General features: G+C 47.6%; 13 protein-coding genes. 3 read left to right on the top strand and 10 right to left on the bottom strand.

Annotation, left to right across the window (positions count from 1 at the left end; all coding sequences use genetic code 11):
• Positions 1-379: 379 nt before the first annotated feature.
• Entirely contained in the window at positions 380-2,122 is a 1,743-nt protein-coding gene (gene sdhA, locus BLS69_RS25395; RefSeq protein ID WP_036673387.1) for a succinate dehydrogenase flavoprotein subunit, read from the bottom strand.
• Between the two features lie 43 nt (positions 2,123-2,165).
• The gene (locus BLS69_RS25400) at positions 2,166-2,834 is read right to left on the bottom strand and encodes a succinate dehydrogenase cytochrome b558 subunit (RefSeq protein WP_091037822.1); all 669 of its coding nucleotides are present in this window, start codon (positions 2,832-2,834) and stop codon (positions 2,166-2,168) included.
• A gap of 295 nt (positions 2,835-3,129) precedes the next feature.
• Here BLS69_RS25400 and BLS69_RS25405 point away from each other — a divergent pair, with 295 nt between their 5' ends.
• Entirely contained in the window at positions 3,130-4,053 is a 924-nt protein-coding gene (locus tag BLS69_RS25405) for a LysR family transcriptional regulator (protein ID WP_091037825.1), read from the top strand.
• A gap of 61 nt (positions 4,054-4,114) precedes the next feature.
• Here BLS69_RS25405 and BLS69_RS25410 read toward each other — a convergent pair whose 3' ends face one another.
• Both BLS69_RS25410 and BLS69_RS25415 read right to left on the bottom strand, forming a co-directional pair.
• Entirely contained in the window at positions 4,115-4,786 is a 672-nt protein-coding gene (locus BLS69_RS25410) for a potassium channel family protein (protein WP_091020848.1), read from the bottom strand.
• Positions 4,787-4,840: 54 nt separating this feature from the next.
• The gene (locus tag BLS69_RS25415) at positions 4,841-6,160 is read right to left on the bottom strand and encodes a TrkH family potassium uptake protein (protein ID WP_371129102.1); all 1,320 of its coding nucleotides are present in this window, start codon (positions 6,158-6,160) and stop codon (positions 4,841-4,843) included.
• A 521-nt stretch (positions 6,161-6,681) separates the two neighbouring features.
• Here BLS69_RS25415 and BLS69_RS25420 point away from each other — a divergent pair.
• The gene (locus BLS69_RS25420; RefSeq protein WP_091037829.1) at positions 6,682-8,379 is read left to right on the top strand and encodes a CPBP family intramembrane glutamic endopeptidase; all 1,698 of its coding nucleotides are present in this window, start codon (positions 6,682-6,684) and stop codon (positions 8,377-8,379) included.
• Here BLS69_RS25420 and uvrC read toward each other — a convergent pair.
• Both uvrC and trxA read right to left on the bottom strand, forming a co-directional pair.
• Positions 8,348-10,435, bottom strand: coding sequence for an excinuclease ABC subunit UvrC (gene uvrC / locus BLS69_RS25425; protein ID WP_091037830.1), 2,088 nt, complete (start codon positions 10,433-10,435; stop codon positions 8,348-8,350). The genes BLS69_RS25420 and uvrC overlap by 32 nt on opposite strands.
• A 305-nt stretch (positions 10,436-10,740) precedes the next feature.
• On the bottom strand, positions 10,741-11,058 hold the full coding sequence (gene trxA, locus BLS69_RS25430) for a thioredoxin (protein ID WP_017692451.1): 318 nt from the start codon (positions 11,056-11,058) through the stop codon (positions 10,741-10,743).
• A 263-nt stretch (positions 11,059-11,321) separates the two neighbouring features.
• Here trxA and BLS69_RS25435 point away from each other — a divergent pair, with 263 nt between their 5' ends.
• On the top strand, positions 11,322-11,477 hold the full coding sequence (locus BLS69_RS25435; RefSeq protein WP_091037832.1) for a YqzM family protein: 156 nt from the start codon (positions 11,322-11,324) through the stop codon (positions 11,475-11,477).
• A 128-nt stretch (positions 11,478-11,605) separates the two neighbouring features.
• Here the strand turns inward: BLS69_RS25435 and dnaI are convergent, their stop codons facing one another.
• From dnaI to BLS69_RS25455, 4 genes are all read right to left on the bottom strand, one after another.
• Positions 11,606-12,556, bottom strand: coding sequence for a primosomal protein DnaI (dnaI, locus tag BLS69_RS25440; protein WP_091037835.1), 951 nt, complete (start codon positions 12,554-12,556; stop codon positions 11,606-11,608).
• Between the two features lie 262 nt (positions 12,557-12,818).
• Positions 12,819-15,602, bottom strand: coding sequence for an alpha-mannosidase (locus BLS69_RS25445; RefSeq protein WP_091037836.1), 2,784 nt, complete (start codon positions 15,600-15,602; stop codon positions 12,819-12,821).
• Positions 15,599-18,778 (bottom strand): beta-galactosidase, encoded by a 3,180-nt coding sequence (locus tag BLS69_RS25450; protein ID WP_091037838.1) that lies wholly within the window; start codon positions 18,776-18,778, stop codon positions 15,599-15,601. Before BLS69_RS25450 ends, BLS69_RS25445 begins: the two co-directional genes overlap by 4 nt.
• A complete protein-coding gene (locus BLS69_RS25455; RefSeq protein ID WP_074096344.1) occupies positions 18,775-20,094 on the bottom strand; it encodes a glycoside hydrolase family 125 protein in 1,320 nt (439 codons plus the stop codon). Before BLS69_RS25455 ends, BLS69_RS25450 begins: the two co-directional genes overlap by 4 nt.
• Positions 20,095-20,376: the final 282 nt, after the last annotated feature.

The raw sequence follows: 20,376 nt of genomic DNA on the forward strand, positions 1-20,376 counted from the left end.
CTTTGCTGGAAACTGCACTCCATTCATGCTGGATGGGCAGTATTGAAGTGCTGAAGCATCGCTAAGCGCTTTGCTTCTTCTGGACATTGCTGTTTCCTCCGCTACGTCGTGCACGCAGGGTCACTTTGCTGGAAACTGCACTCCAATTCATTCTGGATTGCGGTAATTTTAGATATGCAAGCTTTGCCAATGCGTTGCTTGCTTATGAACAGGTATTTTGGCTTCCTCTGCTGCTTTGTGCACACAGAGTACCTTTGCTGAGAACCTTCACTCCATCACGTTGATGGCAGTAACTTTGAAGAAGCTTTGCTTCTCCAAAGTTCTCCTGCCTCTCCCTTCAGGTGTCTAACTATTCATTACATGAATAGTGTGGTACTTCTTAATCCTTGGAGTAATCCCGGATACGTGGTGGGATCAGGGATACGTCTACTGGCTCGTACGAGATTTTCGGGCCTTCTTTCGACCAGCTCGCGATAGTCGTTTTCAGGAACTCTTCGTCATTACGTTCCGTGAATTCCGGTTTGTAATGCGCGCCGCGGCTTTCGTTACGCAGCAGTGCGCCCAGTGTCATTGCTTCTGCCAATTCAATCATGTTCCACAGTTGGCGAGTGAAAGCTGCGCTAGGGTTGTTCCAACCGGAGCTGTCGTACATGTTGATTTTGCCATAACGTTCTTTCAATTCCTTGATCTTGCCAATCGTGGCTTCAAGCTTGTCGTTGTAGCGCACAACCGTCATGTTGGCGGTCATCCACTCGCCAAGCTCTTTATGAATGACATAGGCATTTTCCGTGCCCTGCATTTTCAAGATGCCTTCGTATTTATCGCTTTGTTGTTTGGTGTGTTTCTCAAATACGGAAGATGGGATATCAGCGGATGATTTTTTAAGTCCTTTGATATATTCAGCCGCTTTTGGTCCAGCCACCATACCACCATAGATCGCAGATACCAATGAGTTTGCACCCAGACGGTTCGCACCATGGTATTGATATTCACATTCACCAGCTGCGAACAGCCCCGGAATGTTAGTCATTTGGTTATAATCTACCCACATACCGCCCATGGAATAATGGACTGCCGGGAAGATTTTCATTGGGATTTTACGCGGGTCATCGCCCATGAACTTCTCATAGATCTCAATGATTCCGCCCAGTTTAACGTCCAGTTCCTTCGGATCTTTGTGCGACAAATCGAGATAAACCATGTTCTCGCCGTTCACACCCAGACCCATATCTACGCAGACGCTGAAGATTTCACGAGTCGCGATATCACGTGGAACAAGGTTACCGTAAGATGGATACTTTTCTTCAAGGAAGTACCAAGGTTTTCCATCTTTGTACGTCCAGATCCGTCCACCTTCACCACGCGCGGATTCAGACATGAGACGCAGCTTGTCATCCCCTGGAATGGCTGTTGGGTGAATCTGAATGAACTCCCCGTTGGCGTAATTTACACCTTGCTGATACACCGCACTTGCCGCTGTACCTGTGTTAATTACAGAGTTGGTCGTTTTACCGAAAATGATCCCTGGACCACCGCTCGCCAGAATAACCGCTTCTGCCGGGAAGGTCTGTACCTTCATCGTTTTCAGATCCTGAGCTACGATCCCGCGACATACGCCTTCATCATCCAAAACCGCCTGCAGGAATTCCCAGTTCTCATATTTCGTAACCAGGCCCGCTGCTTCCCAGCGACGTACCTGTTCGTCTAATGCATAGAGCAATTGTTGTCCTGTTGTTGCTCCAGCAAACGCCGTACGGTGATGCTTCGTTCCCCCGAAACGACGGAAATCAAGCAAACCTTCCGGTGTCCGGTTGAACATGACGCCCATACGGTCCATCAGGTGAATGATGCCAGGTGCTGCTTCGCACATCGCTTTAACAGGAGGTTGGTTCGCGAGGAAGTCACCGCCGTATACCGTATCGTCAAAGTGTACCCATGGGGAGTCACCCTCACCCTTGGTATTCACCGCTCCGTTGATGCCGCCTTGTGCACATACAGAGTGGGATCGTTTAACAGGAACCAGTGAAAATAAATGAACATGGACTCCGGCTTCAGCCGATTTGATCGCCGCCATCAATCCCGCGAGACCGCCGCCCACAATAATTACATTCGTTGATGCCATTGCTGTTCACTCCCTTATAAGTCAGCATTTATACGCTAAATGCTTAAATTAGAACTGTTTTTACTACATCAACCATCGAAGTTACTGCTTGGAAATCCATGCTCCGGAAAGCGAACAACGAAGCAATAAACATAATGGAAATAATACCAAACAAACTCATGCACACATAAGAGGACACACGCTGCGCACGCGGACCCACGGTAATCCCCCAGCTAACAAGAAACGACCACAGACCGTTGGCAAAGTGATAGGATGCCGCAACCACACTGATCAGATATAGAATAAATGTTACCGGGTTCATCACGATCTCATGAATGACACCACCAAGTTCTTCGTGGGTGACTGTACCCAACGCAACCTGTACCCGAGTCTCCCATACATGCCAGATTACGAATACAAACGTAATGACACCACTGACCCGCTGCAACGTGTAACGCCAGTTGCGCTCATTGCCATAACGACCCACGTTAGGCTTGGCCTGATAAGCAATATACAGACCATATACACCGTGATAGAACAACGGTAACCAGATGAGGAGCGTTTCCAAAACAATAACCAGTGGCAGACTGTTCAAGAATGCAACAGCACCGTCAAAAGCCTCTTTGCCGCCTTCAACTGCCGAGAAGTTCGTCACCAAATGCTCAACAAAAAACAAACTGAGCGGAATGACGCCAAGCAAGGAGTGCAGCTTTCTGGAGTAAAACCCTTTCATAAAATGTCGATCCCCTTTCGCTAAATACAACGTTTTCATAAATGATTTCACTTATCATGACACGAATCCTTTTCCATGAAAAGGTTCGACAAATTGTTCCGTTTTCCCCAGGTGTGAACAACTTGTGTCACGATTCATGTTACTCCTTTTTTTCTTATAAGGGAATTGCAATATAATTATTAAATGTTATACCCTATAGGTATAAGCAGTGAAACATTGGGTTTACAGGCTATACAACATGGAAAACGATTAAGCAAGGGCAAGAATCACACTCATGGAAAAGAGGTTATTGTTCATGTTTGAGGAGTTAAATGCATTTGCAGCGGTCGTGGAGCAGTCCAGCCTGAACCGTGCATCCAAGTTACTGAACTTGTCCCAACCCGCACTCTCACGAAAAATTGCCAAATTGGAGGATGAACTTGGGGTTGCCCTATTTCACCGCCGTGGCAAACGGCTGGAGTTAACCAGTGTGGGCCAGTTCGCCTATACCTTCGCGGTAGAACAGAAGCAGCAGCAGCAGAAGTTCCTCACCATGCTTGCCCAGTATAAAGACGAAGAACAAAGCACCATTACACTCGGAGCCAGTCTGACGACGCTTCAAACTACATTACCACCTCTCGTCAATGCCTTTATGGAGAAACATCCAAATGCCGAACTGAAACTGTTGACGGGTAAAACACATGAGATTGTCTCGTTTGTGCGTGACAAAAAAGCCGATGTGGGCATTGTCGCCTCCTCCATCAGCGAAGTGGGGCTTAACTGTGTGCCGCTCTTTGACGATCACCTGGAGCTGGTTGTGCCGCTCACACACCCCCTGTCCGGTAAGGAAGCCGGGATGGAGCATTTGCAGGATCTGCCGATGATCACGTTCTCCAAAGGCACCTGGTACCGCAAATTAACGGACGACCTCTTCCAGCGCTGTGCCGTGATGCCGGATATTCGCATGGAAATTGACTCCTTTGAAGCGATTATCCGACTTCTGCCTTCCGCCAAAGCTGCTGCTCTATTGCCCAAGTCCTATCTTCGTCCACAATTGCTCGCGGACAATGATCTTGTTTCTGTTCATTTGCCTCAACTACAGCAGACCCGCAGAACAACCTGCATGATCTATGGGGAAAAAGAGGACCTCAGCGAGACCTCCAGACAATGGGTCAAGGAGACGGCTGCGCTCTTTACAGCAAAGGCGCCATTGCCCTCAAGGAGGACTACGACGCCTTAGCTTTGATCTGAATCAGCCAGGCTCTAACGCCTGGCCTCCCATATTTAACTCATCTTAATTATCAGCTCTCTTGGCTGATAACCTCTTCTTCAAATCGGTCGATATCAGCATTATTACCAATAATGACCATGATATCCCCCATCTGAAGCGAGTCCAGTGCTGTCGGAGCAATAATGACCCCGGCTTCTTTCTGTAACGCCACAATGCTGCAACCAAAACGTACACGTGCATTCAGGGTCGAAAGGGTTTTGTTGTGCAGACAGGCGGGAACCTTCATCTCGACAATACTGTAATCATTGGATAATTCAATGTAATCCAGCAAATTCGGGGTAACCAGCTGATGGGCAACCCGAATGCCCATATCCCGCTCAGGATAAACGACACGATCAATCCCCAGTTTATCCAATGCTCGTCCGTGAAGGACGGATATGGCCTTGGCCACGACCGTCTTGACGCCCAGCTCTTTTAACAGAATCGCGGTGAGAATGCTCGTCTGAATATCATCCCCGATGGCTACGATACCACAATCAAAATTGCGAATACCCAGAGAGCGCAACACTTCCTCATCTGTGGCATCAGCTACAACGGCATGGGTGACCAATTCACTCATGTCTTCGACGACTTCTTCATTTTTATCGATCCCGAGCACCTCGTAGCCGAGTTCCATTAATTCCTGTGCCAGACTGGAGCCAAACCGCCCAAGCCCAATCACCGCAAACTGCTGTGTTTTCATTGTTCTTCACGAACCCCTTATCCAAATCATTTTCATAACTCACTAAAAATTGATTTATCCAATAATCATTTTGCCTTCCGGATACCTGTATAACTCTTTACCCTTTTTCTGCCCAAGTGCATACGCTAATGTGATCGGTCCAAGCCTTCCTGCAAACATCGTAAAACAGATCAGGAGCTTGCCCAATGTAGTCAACTTCAGCGTTAGTCCAAGCGATAATCCCACGGTACCAAAGGCTGATGTCGTTTCAAATAAGATCATCATAAAACTGGCGTCTTCTGTGGTACTCAGTGCCATCGTTACAGCTATGATGAACAAGAGCGCCAGCAATGTAATAGTAAGCGCCTTGAAAATCCGTTCCTGTACGAGCCGGTAGCGGAAAAATACGATATCTTCACGTCCACGCATCATGGCGATGACCGCGCCAGCCATAATCATAAATGTCGTTGTTTTGATCCCGCCTCCCGTAGAACCTGGCGAAGCACCAATGAACATCAGAATGATCATAAAGAACTGTGTTGCCTGTCTCAGCCCGGCAATATCTACCGTATTGGCTCCTGCCGTTCGCGGCGTAACGGACTGGAAGAATGAACCGAGAATTTTGCCACCCCAGTTCAGGCCACCCAGTGTCCGCGGATTGCTAAATTCAAATACGAAAATGACAAGTGCACCAAAAACAATCAACAATCCAGTCATTAACAGTACAACTTTGGAGTGCAAAGACAGCTTCCGCGTTTTGCGGTAATCCACCAGGTCTGACAACACCACAAAACCGATACCGCCAGAGACAATCAGGAACATCGCTGTAAAATTAACCAATGGGTCATACACATAACCGGTCAGACTGCGGAAATCGCCAAACATATCAAAGCCCGCATTGTTGAACATGGAGATCGCATGCCAATAGCCATAATAAATCGCCTGTCCGACTGGCATGTCGAACGACCAGCGGATGGCAAACAGTGTGCCACATATGCCTTCGATAATGAGTGAGTAGATCACAACTTTACGAATCAGCCGGACGATTCCCTCCATCGTGCTCTGGTTCATCGCTTCCTGTAGAATCAACCGCTCTCTAAGCGAAATCCGCCGTTTGAACGCAATGGCAACCAATGTGGACATTGTCATGAAGCCCAGTCCGCCAATCTGAATCAGAATTGCAATTACAACCTGACCCAGCACCGAGAAATGAGTCCCTGTATCAACGACAACCAAACCAGTGACACAAACAGCCGAAGTTGCTGTAAAGAGCGCATCAATAAATGCAAGACTGTCTCCGTTACGGCTGGATGCCGGAAGCATTAATAGCAGTGTGCCTACCAATATGATGCCAGCAAACCCTAACACAAGAATACGGGGTGGCGATAATCGCATCCATTGAACATTCAGTTTCACTTGAGTATCTTCCACCTCTTCTAAAATGAAAATAACTCCACACCCGTGGAGCCTTCTTCATTTGAAATGCTGTTGCCAAACGTTAAACAAGTATGATTCAGATTAAAACGACATATATAATGAAGTTGGAATATATTCTATTCGTTCCCTTGTTGGGCGAAAGACATGCGAATCATTGCACATTTGCTTCAAAATTATAAGCGCTGCGACGTTTGTAGACAAAACGTTTTTTGTGTAAATAGCATCGAATTCAGCCAAAAAGGGAAGAACTCAGATATAGCGACGGATAGATCAGATTCTTTCGGTGCTTTTCATTCATTTTCAAGGATTTACACCTGTTTTCGTTACATCATTGGCATTCGGTGCTTGGCCTGTGCTATGTTAACTTTAATATCCATATTAGTGCGTGTTCAAAAAGGACGGTTTTCAGTACCAAGAAGATGGGATGAAGCTAGAAACTTTTTGAACTACCTCTATCAATAAAGGAGGAACACCATTACATGAATCCCTTAGGGCAGCCTTTGCAACTCAAGGCTAACTTCAAGCGGCTAGGGTTGCTTGCTGCGATTGGCCTGATTCTATTTTTTGTATTTCAGATCTTTCCAGCTACCTCATCACAAACGACAGAAATTTCGTCCACGTCCTTCATAACCAAGGAGCAGGCGACACAATCCGCACGATCATTCGCAGCTTCTGTGAATGACTATTCACTGCCAAATGATGATGAAAAAACTCTGGTAACCTACCAGACACATTCCGATATCTACGGGTATATGGCTAAAACCAAACAACTTGATACCTATAACCAGAAATGGGAAACAAGCTATCCTTACGATGTATTCCGCGTTCGTTTGCCTGATCAACACAAAGGCGGTTATCTTAATGTTGACGTACATATGAAAACAGGAAAAGTAGTCGGCTTCAAACGGGAACTGCCTTCCTCCCTCTATACTGCCATTGAGGCGGAGCAAAGCACGGGGAAAGCGACCACATCACAAGTGCTTGCCGAAGGTAATATGTCCCTGGATGAGAAAGAACGGCTGGCGGCTGGCGTTCTGACTGAATTCGGTTATGAAATGCCAACACTTCAATTGGATACTCGCGATGGTGAAGCGGGTCTGAAATATACAGATTCTGCAAAAGCCATCGGAGACTCCAAGCTTGAACTGAATTTTACGTTTGAAGAGGGTGCGGTACGATCGTTCGATCCTGGCTTCTCGGTCCCGGAATCCCATACTGACTATGTGAAAGATCAAACACGTCAGGCCAATTGGATGACCTATGGCGGCTATGCATTCCTGACCTTTGTACTGGGCGTGCTGGCAATCATCTATAGCATCCTGACCCGAGCACATACGTCTTTCAAACGCGGGATCATTCTCTCGCTGGTGTATTTCGCAGCTTCGGTAATTGGTACGCTGAACATGATTCCACTCTTTCAGGCACAAGGGCTCTCCAATTTCATGTTAGCATTCCTGATGTTAATGCAGGCAGGTATTACACTGGTCATGAGTGCAACCATCTATCTGTCCCTCGTTGCCGGTGACGGCATGTGGCGTAAAATAGGTCTGAACCCATGGCCTCGTGCCAAAGAACCCGGATATGGAAAATATGTACTTCACAGTATGTATGCTGGTTACCTGTGGGCATTCATTCTACTGGGTGTGCAATCCATCCTGTTCTTCATTCTGGAGCGAAGCATCGGCACATGGTCAACGACGTCAGCAGATCAATCTACATTTAATATGACCTATGCCTGGCTCTTCCCGATCATGGCCTGGATGGCCGGTATTGGTGAAGAAACTGTCTATCGACTGTTCGGCATTCGCATGATGCAAAAGATTGTGCGTAACACGTTTATTGCCTGTCTGATCCCAACCATCATTTGGGCACTTGGACACACTTTGTATCCGATCTATCCAGTAATCACCCGTCCCATTGAGCTGATGGTGATTGGATTGCTGTTCAGTCTGATCATGCTGCGTCACGGCTTTATTGCCGTTGTATTCGCCCATGTGATCTTCGACAGCTTGCTGATGGGACTCAGCTTGGTCTTTATGGGCGATGCCCTGAATATGGCTGCTGGACTCTTCTGGATTGTACTCCCGGCCATCGTTGGATATGTGGTCTACAAATTCAATCCAAAACAAAAAGAGAAGCCGTATGTTACGACTCCTCATCACGAAGTGCTGCAATAATCTGATTTGCCAGTTTGTCACCAATAGATAGAGGCCGGAAGTCTTCGACGCTGGCCTCTTTTATTTTGCGCAAAGAGCCAAAATGCTTCAACAGCAGCTTACGCCGCTTCTCTCCAATACCCGGAATGGCATCCAAACGTGATGTCACCATCGATTTGCCACGCTGTTCCCGGTGGAACGAGATCGCAAAACGGTGGACCTCTTCCTGTATCCGCTGCAACAGGTAGAATTCCTGACTATCCCGAGGCAGGGAGATGACTTCCGGTGGATTACCGATCATCAACTGTGAAGTCTTATGCTTCGCATCCTTCACCAGACCACATACCGGAATAAACAGCCCCAGCTCATTTTCCAAAATATCGACCGCAGCCGAGATCTGTCCTTTACCACCATCGACCACAATCAGGTCAGGCTGGGTCAGGTTTTCTTTTAATACCCGCTCGTAACGGCGACGGATGACTTCTCGCATGGTTTCATAATCATCGGGTCCTTCAACCGAACGGACCTTGTACTTCCGATATTCCTTCTTATCCGGTTTACCATCCGTAAATACAATCATGGCAGATACCGGGTTCGTACCCTGGATGTTCGAGTTATCAAACGCTTCAATACGGTGAAGCTGATCCAGTCCAATAAAACGTCCCAGTCCTTCAGCAGCTTTGGATGTCCGTTCTTCATTTCGCTCAATCAGGCGGAACTTCTCTTCCAGTGCTACACGTGCATTATCCACAGCCATGGTGATCATCTGGCGTTTCAATCCACGTTGCGGGATGAGCACTTTGATCTCCAACCACTCCTGTAAAGCAGCAGCAACCTGAGTTGGGTCTTCCAGTCCAGCTGGAAGCTTTTCAGTTGAATCAGTTGTATCCATTATTGGAGCATCCTCTTGCATACTGTCAGGTTGTTCACCTTCTGCCTCAGTGGAACCTCCGTAAGCTGCACGAGTCTCAGCAACCAGTGGCTGGGAAGCGTTACTATGCTCCACTTGTCCCGTCTGCTCAAACTCAACCGTAACTGCGGCAGGTACCGATCCATCAGCATCAGAACCCGTATCCAAATTGTCGTTATCCGTTGCAAGATCCTTGGGCATTTCCGGCAACAAAATCTCTTGTGGCAATGCCGGATTATCACTGTAGTACTGTGTTACGTAAGACATGAAATCACTGTACGCCTCACCGTAAAACGGGAAGGTTGATACATGACGTTCAATCATTTTACCCTGACGCATATATAGAATCTGGACACACATCCAGCCTTTATCAATGGCAAAACCAAATACATCACGGTCTCTGGCATCGGCCATCGTAATTTTCTGTTTTTCCATCATCGCATCGATGGCGATTACCTGGTCGCGCAGTTCCTTGGCACGTTCAAAATAAAGATCCTCCGCAGCCTCTTGCATCTTACGCTGCAAATCCTTTTTGATCTCTTCGTGACCACCGCTCAGAAATGAACCAATCTCTTGGGAAATCTGGTCGTACTGCTCCTTCTCCACTTCCTTCACACAAGGGGCAAGACACTGTCCCATGTGATAGTACAGGCACACTTCTTTGGGCATTACACCACATTTGCGCAGTGGATACATGCGGTCGAGCAGTTTTTTTGTTTGATGTGCCGCATATGAGTTCGGATAAGGTCCGAAATATTTGGCTTTATCTTTCAGCACACGCCGGGTTACTTCCAACCGGGGGTGCTTTTCATTGGTAATTTTAAGATACGGGAATGTCTTGTCATCTTTGAGCAACACGTTATAACGCGGCATATGTTTCTTGATCAAGTTACATTCCAGAATGAGTGCTTCCATGTTACTGCCCGTCACAATATATTCGAAATCACGGATTTCGGACACCAGACGCTGGGTCTTTCCGTTATGACTGCCGATAAAATAAGAGCGTACGCGGTTCTTCAGCACTTTGGCCTTACCTACATAGATAATCGTACCTTCACTGTTCTTCATCAGGTAACATCCAGACATGTCTGGCAGCAAAGCGAGCTTGTGGCGAATCTGCTCCAATGCCTTTTCCTGATCCTGCAAATCATTCATGAATTGATCCATAATTCGGTGAATCCTCCTTCCCGAAAAAACTGAAATCCTCACCTTACATGAGTGACTCCGATGACAGAATGATCTTTCGATCGCTGTTATCCCCAGATTTTTTCGATTCCCTTTTTTAAAAGGGAAAATCCGGTGATAAAGGCGAACGCTTCGCTTCTACAGTTCATTTCTGTCTTCTTCGTTAAACATGTAAATTTCCAGTTTCATTTTATAAAAAATATATACTTTATATTGTCCTATATAAAGGTATTCGACGCAAAACGCCCCCGGCATGTAAACCGGAGGCGTATGTGTAAGCCTGTAAATTATTGGTGTTTTGCGATAATTCCTTTGAGCGCATCTTTCGAGTTCAGACCAACCACTTTATCTACCGGTTGACCGTCTTTGAAGAAGATCAAAGTTGGAATGCTCATTACGCCAAAGCGGGAAGCAGATTCCGGATTTTCATCCACGTTAACTTTAGCAATTTTCACTGCATCGCCAACTTCTGTGGACAGCTCTTCCAGGATTGGAGCGAGCATTTTACAAGGACCACACCAAGGCGCCCAGAAATCAACAAGAACCGTTCCTTCGCCTTCTACTTCAGCGTTGAAGGATTGATCGGATACGTTAACAATAGCCATGAAATTGTCCTCCTTATATATACTTACGGTTTATTTTAACCTGTAACGTCGTGAACGACACTTCCAGTATAACACAGGTACGTCAAACTTGTGAATTGAACGCTGCAATGTTCATCTTCCCAACATCAAATCTTCACAATTACAGGATGTGGCATACCAACTTCAAAATCTTTACAAACGCTTTCTTTTCCAAGTATACTAAAATTACTCCGGGTTTCAGCCCCCATACGGGCAAGCTGTATTCCCCATAAGGAGGCAATAACATGGATGCAAATGTGCGGATCAGCGACCCGCGTGAACATGTGAACGAGGAACCCCGCAACGATCTGTTTGATCTGATCGTGGGTGTTGCCGGCATGGCCGGCCTGATGACAGTGATCTTTTTCGGTATGGTTATCTTCAAATTCATCACCGAATAGGATACTCACAGGTCTCACGCAGGACCAGAAAAGCCCGGTTTTCGCGACAATGCGAAAGCCAGGCTTTTTTTGGGACTACTTATTGCTTAAAAAGTATAATTTGTAGATCAGACCCATAAACTAACCGATTAACGTTTGCCGCGCTGATTCTCACCCCGAACGGAGATGACATCCACGAATGGACGAATCCGGTCCATGAGACGCTGGCCTTTATTCGATTCCTCGCCGTCCCGATTGGTGAAGCTCAGATGTTTTTCAAGCCCATCCAGATTGTAATTGGACGTATAGAAGGTTGGTTTGCGATTCATCCGATAGTTCAGAATGGACCCCATCACATGATCCCGAACCCAAGGGTTCAGATTCTCTGCCCCGATATCATCAAAGATGAGCAGATCACAACTTTTCAAAATATCCGTCATTTCCTTCAGCTTCTGCCCTTCACTGATCATGGATTTCAGATCCTCCACAAAGTCAGGCATATAGATAATGACACCCGTGTGGCCTGCAACCGCCAGTTCATGCAGCAGATAACACATCAGGAACGTCTTGCCTGTCCCGAAAGTTCCTTCCAGAAACAGTCCTTGCGGAGATAATCCATTCTCCTTGGTCTCCCTAATATAACGAAGCACCTGATTCACTGCTGGAGCACGCATCCGATCCTTGCCCATAATCTCCACATCGTTGTATCCGGCACTGAGCGCACGCTCGTCCACATAGAAACTACGAATACGTTGCTTAATGATATGTTCATTTTGCCGGGCGATATGTTTGGAACAAGGCGCTTTTATATCTATGATTTCGGGTTTACCGTTAAAATGTTCTACTTCCAGTTTGCAAAAGTGGCCCTGAAAATCGTTAGGACAGTTGTCGAGTCCCGGACAATTCGCACAGTTCTTAGAGTCTTTGGCGTACTGAAACAGCTTGCTCAGATCGGTCATGAGCTGTGCATCTTGCAGTTCAGGATGACCTGCGCGGAATTCGCGTACGTACGGGTTTTCCATCAAATCCGCCGCAATCCGCCGCGATTGCTCACGAAAGGCAGGGTTCAGCTGCTGAAGCAGTCCTCCCAAGGATTCCATGGCTTCAAGCCCCCTTAATGTTTCAATATAGAATGAACAATGAAGTGTACCTGCGACCATCTTGATGGCATAGGTACTTTCGATCATTAGCAATTCTACTGTTCATTCTATAGAAAAACAACCAATAACTCAACAGATACATCTGGTAAATAGCGTAACCCTTCCGCCAACGACGTAGTGCCTAGTTTATAGTACACTTGCAGTCCTGTACCTTTTAGTGTGTGTTCAAAAGTCTGTTTTTCAACTCTTTAAACAACTTTTATCAGCGGCGCAAGCCGACAGTAACGATCTCGCATGAACCTGTCTGTATGTTCCATTCCTTGTTGGCAAATGATAATGTCGATGCCTCTTCTATGCTCCGGGCATGAAGCCTTTCGCCCTCTTCCTCCAGGATGTTGCTTTTGTATGCCGTTTCGAATGGCTGTGGATTCGCTTGTGATGCAGCAAGATTCAACGTGGCAGAGTCAGTGGTCATATTGAACCAGCGTAGCATGACATCGCCGGAATCTTCATTCACCTTGAGTGAGGAAAACGCCAAGCCGTCCCCTTGCCATGCAAACGGTGTGTTACTAGGTGTCAGATAACCCGGGTGTACTTCAGTCTGTGCCAGCGTCCAAGGAACCTGGAACTGATACGCCTCGATATATGCACCTGACGCTGCACCATTTCCATCATGCGGAATGATCTCGATTTTAAACGTATGTTCACCAAGGCATTGTGCTTCAGGTGTCGGGAACAAGCCCCAGTCTCCAAGTTCGCCCACAGCACGAAGCAGCGTTACGGCGATGGTATTGCGGCCATCCTGAAGGACTTCATATTCATTCAGGCCCAGATTGGCAACGACCAATCCTGCGTTTTGTTCACTTACATCTACAAAACTCTGTTGATGCTGTGTATTGCTTGGATTTTGCCACTCCGGTGCAGGCGTGTTATCACGTGTTGCAATTTCGAACATGGAATCCACATGATGAACAGCAGATACAAGATCCGTTGGGAAAAGAGCACGCACCCGATGATCCTTCGCCTGATTGTTGAAGGTTGTTTCCATTTGTACTCCTTTTCCATTACGACTGAGGGATACAACCGTGCGAATCTGGAGCGGAACCATTTTAGTTGAACGCTGGGCTTTGCGATGTGGATAATAAATCAGTTCTCGCTGTTCCTGATCCAGCATCTCATCCGCCGACTCCGGTATTTCCCAATGATGAATCACTTCGAACGAGGCCAAATATGATGTATCCTCAAGGATTCGAATCTCAGCCTGAAGTGCTTCAGTTGTCCGAGCCACTTCGTTCTCTGGCTGCTTGAACATGTATTCATTGCCGATATCACCCGCATTTTCGTACACGCCAAGGTCCTTGTAAGTCCGGCCTGTCCGTTTATCCGTGAGGGTGAATGAACCATTGTCTGCAATCGTGACAATCAAATGTTGATTTTCCATGCCACGTTCACCACGCAACAGCGTAGTCGTTTTCGACGGAGTACCACGCTTAGCATCATCCGCAAAGTTGATTAATGCATAGGTTTTCAGGCCAAATGCAGCTACATTTTCTGTTTCAAAACGAATACGTACTCGCCGACAGCTATACGGCTGACGGAAGCGATCATCTGGCAGATCATAGCCAAATTGCAGACCCAGATCCTCCACCGTACATGGAATGTGGTTACCATCTTCATCTACAAGTATGCGATCTGACAGTTCAACGGCTTTCATCTGTGCCGCCATCTCTTCCAATGTATATCCATCCCGGAAATACAACCGAGCCGCATCCAGTTCCATCTGAACTACACCGCTTCGTTCCCAACCCGTTGTATTAAACACCACAACAGGCCGAGCCCCCTCACCGTAACGCTCAAATATGGAGGTATCCACGGCTGTAGCAATCTGGCTGGTGCTCTCTTCAATTAGAGCCTCTGCTACATGACGGCTCTTATCAAACCGTGTCACCATCTCGCGGTGCACCTCATCCACACTGCATCCACAGATGCTGTCATGCGGATGATTTTGCATCAGCGTTTTCCAGGCATACGTCAGTTGATCATGTGGATAGGCATGTCCAAGCAGATAGGCGTAGGATGCCAGGGGTTCAGCCACTTTTTCCAACATGGTCTGGCCTAGCTGGTTCATCTGTTTCAGATACACACGAGCCGAGGCGGTGTTCACCAGAGTTCCCCAGCCATCGGTACGCTGGCTGCGCAGTTCGCCTTTGACCGTGGACAGTTCATGTTCAGACGATGCTCTCAAAGCTTCCAGATAATCTGGAAAATTCGAGTGAATGAACTCGATATCCGGATATAATTGTTCAGCCATGCGAATCGCTTCTGGCAGGTCTCGCTGAATCGGCTGGTGATCACATCCGTTCATGTACAACAGCTCATTCGTTGATGCATATTTCTCAGCGTCTGCCAGTTTGGTTTCCCAGAACTTACGAGCCGAAGCCTCATCTACAGGAACTTCATTCCCGTTGGAATACCAGTTTGCGAACAATACGCCGAGCACTTTCGATCCGTCTGGCCCTTCCCACAGCAGCTCCGAGAAGCTTGATTCATATCCGGCATCCGATACCGTATTATTGAACCCCGTAGGCTTGACGCCACGTCCAAAGAACACATTATCAATGCCCGATTGCTGCATCAGCTGCGGAGTCTGCCCGACCAATCCAAATGTATCGGGAAAATAACCAATTTTCGAAGGTATGCCGTAACGTTTGGCGTCCTTATGTCCAACCTGCATGTTGCGCACATTGGCTTCTCCGCTCGTCAGAAACGCATCCTGCAAGATGTACCATGGTCCAATCACAATCCGTCCATTGCGGATATGCTTCTCCAGTCGTTCCTTCTGCTCAGGGCGAACCTGAAGATAGTCATCGATGATAATTGTTTGTCCATCCAAATAAAAGCTTTTGTAGTCTGATCCTTCATCCAGCTGATCTAACAGTGAATCGACGAGCTGAATAAGTCGCATATGATGCTTCTCATACGGCAAGTACCATTCCCGATCCCAGTGGGTATGCGAAATAATATGTGCTCTCTTTTTCTTGGTCATCGTGTGATCCCACCTCTTTCCACTTGTTGTACAATCTCAACCTCATCAGGGCGATACACCGCAGTCAGGTTTCCAGAAGCATCCGTGGCAAACAGCACCGAACGATTTTTCTCCAATTGGAACGAGTACGATACACCTGTACGTTGATCTCTCACTTGAACTTCATGGTTAAAGGCAAACTCCGATACAAATACATACAGATTCCCTTTTGGAAAACTCAGCTTCCGGCCATAGATCCCTGCGATATCCCCACCGGATATCCATTCCAACTCCTGTTCGACGCCCGAAATTTCAGTCGCATAACGGTACAATGCAGCAAGTGGTTCATCCCGTCCGTTTAACTCCACCGGCAGTGGTGTCCAGATTAATTTCCCTTTACCCAAAGGCAACACGGTTATTTCATCTGGTATACCATTATCCCCATGAAGCAACGTCTCCTTCGCCACCTCGGCGATCCGACGCCGTCCATAGGTCACCCGGTGATTCACGCCATTAATATTCAGCAGTTCTTCCCGCTGCACGTTACCCAGACTGCGTTTGCCTACGATATGATCTGCCCGGTCACTTGCCTTCCAGTACGCATCCAGCCCCAGTGGTCCAGTAATAAGCAGGCTCGTGCCTTCCTTCTCTGCAAACGTGAGCAATTGATGCAGTGCGTCGCTGTCCATATTATGCGGACTCGGCACGATAATCAGTTTTGGTGGCTGCTGCTCCAACGCTTCCAGATGATATTCAGATAACGCACGGAACGGTAGTTTCAGATCATAGGACATCACTCGAGTAAGCTTTGTTGTGGCATCATAGGCCAGGGCACGGTTAGAGAAGTCATTGGAATACGGGAACACCACCGCAATATCCTCCAGCTCCCGGTCTTCAAAGAGATCACGAATGCCATGCATGAATCGGCCAAAATCATAAGACACATCCGCCTCTGGTTTCTCCGTACCATCTGCACGCAGGGCTCCAATATGAGATTCATTGGCGTTATCCATATAGAAGTTGGTGTTCCAGATCCATTGCACCGCTCCAGCGCCACCTGTCGAGAAAGCATAGGCATACTTGCGTTCAAGAATGCCACGAAGCTCTTCTTCGGTACGTTTGGCTCGTCCATCCGGGGTTTCCACATACATGGTGCCCGTCTCCTGAATGAGATTGGGTTTATGAGGCGTTTTGGCGAAAATGCCGTCCCAGATCAGATCATCGTTCAACCACCAGGAATGCACCGTTGTGTAGTCCACTTCACGTTCATAGAAGAAAGGTGAAGGACGCTGCGCACCAAGGGCTTCATCCTGCCCCACGGTAACCAGATGATTCGGTACCAGATCCTTGATCGTACCTACAAGCTCTCTAGCCCAACCATTGTGCATCTCCATAGAGAAGAGACAGTAATCAAGCCAGCGTGTTCCTTTTTTGGCCTTGTGCATGTCCTGTACATCAAAATTAATCTCTTCCGCCTCCGGGATGACCGCGGCTGCAAAGTTCGGAAGCTGCTTCGGTGACATATTCCATGCCTCCTGCAACGCTTCAATCGTCTGATGACGCTGCTCAAGCCAAACGATATAAGCCTGCTGTTCATACGAATCCCTCGCCGAGCGTGGACCAGCTGAGAAGATACGCACCGGATCAAACATGGATGGCTCGTTAATCAGATCCCAGTCCACATGTGTTGTATGCGTGTGACGACTGACAATGCTTCGGATGAAACGTTTCTGAGCCTCGACACTCTGCGGGTCCAGATACGGATTCGTGCCTTCCCATGTCTCCGGTGTAAAGGAGAAGAAGGTGAACGTGACCTGCAAGCCGTGACGTTTTGCCGTTAAAATAAATGCATCAATGGCACGAAGCACATCCTCTGCCATATGTCCGTCTACCTGCATCATGTTGCGATAGGCGGTCCAGATTCCGGTCCGAATCCAGTTGATGCCGGCTTTTGCCATCTGAGCCATGTCCCGATCCCAGACATCCGCATTCGGTAGAAAGAGAAATTTCCGTGCCACATCGGAGGTCATGTAGGTCATGCCTACAACAGGGAGAGGACGTCCGTCTTTTACAAAATAGTCCCTGCTGCGGGTAATCACTTCCCCTTCTGCCAGCAATGCTGCATCCTGTCCCCAGAAGCCTTGACGCAAGGTTCGAACTTCTCCGTCAGGTGCCTGCGCGTGGCATACGATCCGATACAGCCCACTTTCAATGGAAACCGGGAGAAGTATGCGTTCGAAACGCTGCTCACCGGAAAGTTCCATCTCCAGTTGATGGCTCCATACCTTCTCCGTCGTTCCACTTATGCGATCCTCATGCTCGACCGTTATGTCGAATGTCCACAGCTCAGACGCTGTACGCCTGCTGCCTGCACGCTGTAAAATCTGGCCTTGAAGTGTAAGTACAGCCCGTTCATCTGGCTCATACGAAGCATAATTTGTTTTCAGGGATAACTCCGTTACACCTTGCGCACAGAATTGCGCCCACTTCACAATCTCGTCAGCGCCATCCTGCGTCCAGAATGAGGTGGTCAGCGGCAGATGCACAAACATCCAGCGTGAACCAACAAAAGTCCCGCGGGAGTTTTCCCACAGAACGACCGGAGCGGCGATGCTACGTCCATCCTTGCTCATGCCACGAAGTAACGGATAAATCTGCGTACTCATGGGGCCGGATGAACCCATCTGGTGGGGCAGATCACTTGTTTTGGTTGTATGTGGAACCAGATTCCATGTATCTGGCTTCTCGAACAGCCCCTCTTTCCCAGTGAGAAGCGGGATCTGTTCAGATGACGTGTAGGATTGCACATTGGCAGCAGATACGTTCAACGCCTCATGAATATAGAGTTCCTGATGATACGCGGTCTGCTCGGACTCTACAACCCATGCCCCATTCTCATATCGAACTGGACGTTTAAAGGGTGCGCCCCCCACACTGATCAAGCTTCCGCCCTGATGCAAGTAAGCTGCAATCTCCGTCCAGGCGGATTTTGGGAAATAAGGTGCATGCAGATTCACTAGACATCCTTCACCAGCCGTGGCCTTCAAAATCTCTGCAAGTTCATCGGCGTTTACAACGGTGATCTCTTCTACTGCTTTCCATGTATTCAGAGCCTCATGAGTTGGAGAAGCACCTTCCATTGGAAACGCAGGATCAGCGAAGATAATCAGCTTTTTATCATTAGGTTGGATACTCATAACAGGCCATCCTTCATGGATTTATAGACCAACTGGGAGAACAGGCTGTTGGACCATGCAAACCATTTTCTTGTAAAAATCGTTGGATCATCGGCGTGGAAGCCTTCATGCATATAACCTGTATCTGCATCTGTCGCTTCGAGCATGCGAATAATCTCCAGTTTCTCCTCGGCAGACTGCGCAGTCAGACCTTGCATGGACAATCCCATATGCCAGATGTAATCTGGTGGTGTGTGCGGGCTACCGATCCCTTTGGCAACCTTGCCCTCATAATAGAACGGGTTCTCTTTGCTCAGAGCGAAGCGGCGCGTATTCTGGTAGATCGGATCATCCGCTGTGACGTAACCCAGATATGGAATGGACATGAGTCCCGGTGTACCCGCATCGTCCATGAGACAGTGGTTGCCATAACCGTCCGTCTCGTATGCATAGATCGGTCCAAATTCCGGATGACGATAAATCCCGTACAGCTGAATACCGTGATCCACGTCCTGCTCCAGATCCTTCAATTCCTGCAAAAGTTCCATATCACGGAACACCCACTCGGCAAACTCCTGCATTTGGCGCAGAGCTACAACCGCGAACATGTTGCCAGGGATATTGTAGTGGAAATCACACGCATCATCACTGGAACGGAAACCGGACCAGATCATACCCGTGTAGTTGACTGGCATACCTTTTCCGTGATTGCGCAGGGAATCTGTTGGAATACCGTTATTGCGAGTAAAGCGATATGGAGATTGTTCCATGTGATGCTGTTCGACTTTGAACAGGTCCACGATTTTACGCATCGCTGCTTTGAAGCTTGAATCAAAAATGTCGGTCAGCTCGGTTTCCTTCCAATATAAATAGGCCAGGCGTACAACAAAACATAATGAGTCAATCTCAAATTTGCGTTCCCACACCCAAGGTGACATCTCGGTTTCGTCCGTGGTGTTCCAGTGCCAGTCGTTGGCCGTCTCATTGAAGGCATTGGCATATGGATCGATGTGAACATATTGGATATGACGTTTGATCAGCCCGCCAATAATGCGTTGCAGGTCCTCGTCTTCTTTTGCAAACGGAATGTAATGTACCACCTGCTCCACGGAATCACGCAGCCAGGAAGCCGGAATATCTCCCGTGATGACAAAAGTCGTACCGTCCTCCATCAACTTGGTTGTTGTTTCGATGGTGTTGGGGAAGCAGTTTTTGAATAATTGAAGCAGTTTTGGTCGGTGAGCCAGTTTCTGTTCTGCTTCTTCGAGTACAGCCTGAATGGATTGTGGCAAAGCAACAGGTGGCATTGGTATTTTGGGTAATCTGAACTGTTCCATGGATGAGTGCAACTCCTTAAACAAATTGAATGGTGTAGCTATACAGGATCAAGCTGAGAACATTCACACTAGACCACTACGATGACAGAATAACCTTCCGATCGCTGTTATCCCCAGATTTTTTTGTTTCCCTTTTCTAAAGGGTAAAATCTGGGGATAGCGTATGCTTCCGATGTAGCTTTCTTTCAGAAAGCTTTGAGGCGAACGCTTCGCTTCTTCGAATTCTTTCTGTCCTCTCCGTTATCGTGTAAATGTTTAGTTGAACATGTATAGCTCAAAAAT

Source organism: Paenibacillus sp. CF095 (assembly GCF_900101225.1).
In the GTDB taxonomy this organism is placed as follows: Bacteria; Bacillota; Bacilli; order Paenibacillales; family Paenibacillaceae; genus Paenibacillus.